Below are 4,538 nucleotides of genomic sequence, written 5' to 3'. Positions count from 1 at the left end.
GGGGGCGCGCCCCCGGGGGGCCCGGCCCGCCGTACGGTCCTGGTGCAAACCGGGCGCCCGGTCCCCCCTCTCCCCCCCCCCCCCGGCCCGGGGGCCCGGGGGGCCCCGGGGCACGGTTTCCGCCCCGGATTCGTATCCGTCCCGCTTGCAAGGAGTTTCCACGATGACATCCCCCGCCCCTGCTACGGCCGCCCCGTCCGCGCGTCTGGGGAGCGGTGAGTTGCGCCGGATGGTCGCGCAAGTGCTCGCCGACAACCCGTCCACCGACTACACGCCCCGCGACATCGCGAAACTGATCTCGCGGTCGTCCGGTGCGATCGGTAACGCGCTGAAAAAGCTCACCGACGACGGACAGGCCGAACAAACCAGCGCGAAACCGTTGCGCTACCGCGCCACCGCCGCCACCGCCGCCGCTGCGGTCGGTGCGCCCGCCCCGGCCCCGGCCCCCGCGCCGAAACCGGCCGCCCCCACCAGCAAAGGCACAGGGAAAGGCAAGGGCAAAGCCAGCGCGCCCGCCCCGGTGCCGGGTAAGACCGTGGCCCGCCCGAACGGGCAGGACTACCACCTGCGCCAGCTCGCGGGCCGATCCGATGTGGAAGTGCTGCGCACGATGCGCACCGCCGGGGTTCCCGTGCTGCTGTACGGGCCACCGGGCACCGGTAAAACGTCGCTGATCGAGGCCGCGTTCCCGGATCTGTATACCGTGCAAGGGGATTCGGATACCACGGTGGCCGATATCGCGGGTGAGTACACGCAAACCCCGGACGGCCGTTTCGAGTTCGTGCACGGTCCGCTGGTGCGCGCGATGCGCGCGGGGGCGGTGCTGTTCATCGACGATGCGACCTTGATACCGCCCAGCGTGCTCGCGGCGGTGTACCCGGTCATGGACGGGCGCGGGGAGTTCGTGATCAAGGCCAACGGCGGCGAGGTCGTCAAAGCCGAGCCCGGATTCTTCGTGGTCGCGGGACACAACCCCGGCGTACACGGCGCGATCCTGTCCGACGCGCTGGCGTCGCGGTTCGCGTTTCAGGTGGAAGTGACCTCGGACTACGACCTCGCGACCGGACTCGGGGTGGACCCGCGTGCGGTGCGCGCGGCGCGGGCACTGGCCGCACGGGTCGCCAAATGCGAGATCGGATGGGCTCCGCAACTACGCGAGTTGCTGGCGTTCGCGAAAATCGCTGCGGCCGTAGATGTTCCGACCGCTGCGGCCAACCTGGTCGGCACCGCCCCGGAAGAGGACCGCGACATCGTCGCCGAGGTCATCACCGCCGAATTCGGCGGCAAGGGCTACAAGCCCCTCACCCTCGGTGCCCGCATCACCAGCTGACCCCCGCCCGGCACACCCCCCCGGGGGCCACCCCGGGGGACCGGCCCCAACCCCGAAGGGATACCCCCGCCATGGTTACCCCGCACGTGATCACCGCCCCCACCGCTACACCCGCCGCGCCGCCCGCCCGCGCGGGATGGCGAGCCCTGTCCGACGCGATGACCGCCGCCGCCCAGCCCATTGCCGACCGCAACGACCTCACCGTGGTCATCGCCCCCGGCGCTGCCGGTGGGGATCTGGCGTGCTTCCTTCCGGCCCCCGCCATCATCGCGATCGAGGGCGCGAACCTGGGCATCGACCCCACCACCGCGCGCCCGTGGCGTCACGCCGACCGCTACCGGTACGCCCCGACCTGGGGTGCGCTGACCCACGAATGCGCCCACGCCGCCCACAGCGGGTGGGATCCGCCCCCGGGCACCGATCCCGACATCGCCAGTGCGGCAATCGTTTTGGAGGAGTCCCGGATCGAGGCCGCTCAGTTGCGCCGCCGCCCCGCCGACCGGCATTGGTTGCGGGCGTGTGTCCGCGAGCTGGTGTTCGCCGACATCGGCGGCGAGGAGGTTGTCGCGCGGCTCGCGCCGACCCGTTATGCCGCTGCGCAGGCTGCCGCGTTGATGCTGGCCCGTATCGATGCGGGCGTGCTCGACGAGGCCGAATGCGCCCCGGCTGCCGATGCGATCGAGGAGGTGCTCGGCCGGGATGTGCTGCGCCAGTTGCGGACCCTGTGGCGCATCGCGCACCGCCTGTCGGACACCAACACCACCGGCATGATCGAACTCGGCCGCCGCTGGGCCGCGCTGGTCGGCCCCGAACCACACACCACCCCACAACCCGACTCGCCCTTGGGTGCTGCGATCACCGGCACCCTCGGCGACATCGCCGCCGCCGTCGCCGCCTACGAGCCACCGCCGGATCCGGCCGACGAGGCCGAAGAGGAAGCACGGGAAGAGGCCCGCCGCAGCGAGAATGCCGCCCGCACAGCGGCAAAGGTGTTCGGCAAACGACCCCGTTCCGGGTCCGGTACCGGCCGCGCCGTGCGCGCGCCGCGCGATCGGGAACGTGCCGCCGCGCGGGTGGTGGCGCGGGCGTTGAATACCGCCAGCCAGCGCGAGCGCGCCGTCACGACGAAAACCTCGGCGGTGCCGCCGGGCCGGTTGCGGATGCGCGGCGTGCTGGCGCAGGAAGCACAGCGTGCCGCCGGGGCGGTACCGACCGCGCAACCGTTCACCCGCCGCGTGACCCGCCCGGTCGAGGTGCCGCCGTTGCGGGTCGGGATCGCCTGCGACGTGTCCGGATCGATGGGCGACTACACCGAGGCCGTGGCCTCGGCCGCGTGGATCATCGCCAACGCCGCCGATCAGGCCACCATGCCCGCCGACACCGCCACCGTGACCTTCGGCAACAGCGTGCTCCCGATCACCTACCCGGGCGCGACCCCGAAACAGGTGACCGACTTCGACGCGCCCGACTGGCGTCATCCCATCGACACCGCCATCGACGCCCTCGACGGCGCGCTCGGGCTGACGCGACCGGAGAACACGCGGCTGTTGGTGATCATCTCCGACGGGGTGTTCGAGGCAGCTACCCGCGCCCCCGGACAGCAGCGGCTGAATCGGTTGCGCGCCAGCGGATGCGCGGTGCTGTGGCTGGTCCCCGACACCTACGACGTCAACCCCATGACCGGCGCGACCGTGCACACCCTCACCGACCCGGCCGCCACCGCCGCCACCATCGCCCGCGCCGCCATCACCGCCGTACGCAGCGCATAACCCGCGTTTGCCGGGCGCGGCGCACACCGCGCCCGGCAGACGGAAGCACCGAAACCGATTCGATCGCAAGGAGATTCGCGCCATGGCTGACAACACCCTCGACCCCGACGACATCCTCAACCAGTTCCGGGCCACACGCTGGGTCATCGCCGAAACGATTACCGCCCACACCGCCGACGAGGACCGCGTCGAGCCACCGGGCGAGGCCGCCGAACACCACGACCGGCTCGAAGAGCTGTACCGCGACGCGACCGAGCTGATGGACGCCCTCGACACCCACCTCACCGGCGGGGGGCGACTGCCCCTCGCATGGACCCGCACTACGACCGTGACAGCGCGTGTGCTCGGTGGGATCGAGGCACTGCTGGCCACCACGTACAGCTACCACGGGGAACAGACCGTCGACCCCGGCGACATCGACTGGGCCACCCGCCACGGCCACCGCATGCACATCATCGAACACCCCGACGGCTCGGTCACCTTCACCAAGGCTCACCGCGACACCTGCCCGTTCATCACCAGCCACGCCACCCGGCAATGCGACGACGACTGCGGCACGTGACGTGAACCCGCCGAACCCCGCCACAGGGCTGCCCCGTCCGGGGCACGAAATAGCTACTACCGCAACCACAGTCAGGAGTGACGACATGGCACCTCGAATGTATCCCGAACCGATCGGTGGGGGCGCACGGTATTTGCGCCCGCGTGATGTGATCGCGGCGCGTAAACGCCGGGAATTCCGCGACAGCGTGCATGCCGATCGTGAGCGGGCTTGCGCCGCCGATGATCTGGAGACGGCGCTTGCCTGTGAAGACTTGCTGGTGCGGTGGGGTATGGACCCCGGCGACCGCCGCACCTGCGGGCGGTGCGGGTGGTGGGCCGACCACGCCCACCACCCCGACCAGTGGGCAACGGTGTGCGGGCAGACCGGGCACATGCGCACCCGGGACATCCGCGAGGCGCTGGTCGTGTTCGACCGCGCCGCGACCGAAACCACCTGGACTCCGTGTCCCGGCGGCGCGTGGACCGAAACCACATACGAGGACACGACTTTCACCGTGTTCCTGGCCGACGAACCGATTTGCGCCGCGTTCATCGTCGACCGCACCCGCGCCGGGGAGCGCGAATACACGCCCGCGCTCAACGTGTGGCTCGACGCCCGCGCCACCGCCATTGCCGACGCCTACCACGACAGCACACCCGCTGCGGGCCACCCCGCCAGCGGCCCGCGCACCGCATCCCCGCCCCCATCCAGGTAACCCCGACCGGGCCCGCCCGCCCGCGCCGGGGGGGGGGGGGGGGGGGGGCGCGGAGGCGGCGAAATGACGACCGCGGTCGCGGGCCCCCCCCGGGCATTAGCCCAAAAAACCCCGGGCGCCGCCGCGATTAAAGGGACCCAGGCGAAAGAGGGGGCGGATCAGAGGGCGGCCCCCGGCCAG

The 4,538-nt window shown here is 71.7% G+C and carries 4 protein-coding genes; all 4 read left to right on the top strand.

All coding sequences use genetic code 11. The features are described 5' to 3' along the window. The first annotated feature begins 163 nt into the window (after positions 1-163). Entirely contained in the window at positions 164-1,330 is a 1,167-nt protein-coding gene (locus QH290_RS09920; RefSeq protein WP_280382631.1) for an AAA family ATPase, read from the top strand. Positions 1,331-1,401: 71 nt separating this feature from the next. After that, positions 1,402-3,099: a vWA domain-containing protein gene (locus tag QH290_RS09915; protein WP_280382630.1), complete on the top strand. Its 1,698-nt coding sequence runs from the start codon at positions 1,402-1,404 to the stop codon at positions 3,097-3,099. Positions 3,100-3,181: 82 nt separating this feature from the next. Further along, positions 3,182-3,661 (top strand): hypothetical protein, encoded by a 480-nt coding sequence (locus QH290_RS09910; RefSeq protein WP_280382629.1) that lies wholly within the window; start codon positions 3,182-3,184, stop codon positions 3,659-3,661. 85 nt (positions 3,662-3,746) lie between these two features. After that, a complete protein-coding gene (locus tag QH290_RS09905; RefSeq protein WP_280382628.1) occupies positions 3,747-4,358 on the top strand; it encodes a hypothetical protein in 612 nt (203 codons plus the stop codon). Positions 4,359-4,538 lie beyond the last annotated feature (180 nt).

Origin of the sequence: Nocardia wallacei (assembly GCF_029869545.1) — a bacterium.
GTDB lineage: Bacteria > Actinomycetota > Actinomycetes > Mycobacteriales > Mycobacteriaceae > Nocardia > Nocardia wallacei_A.
The sequence above is the reverse complement of the archived record's forward strand: the minus strand, read 5'-3'. Positions and strand labels throughout refer to the sequence as shown.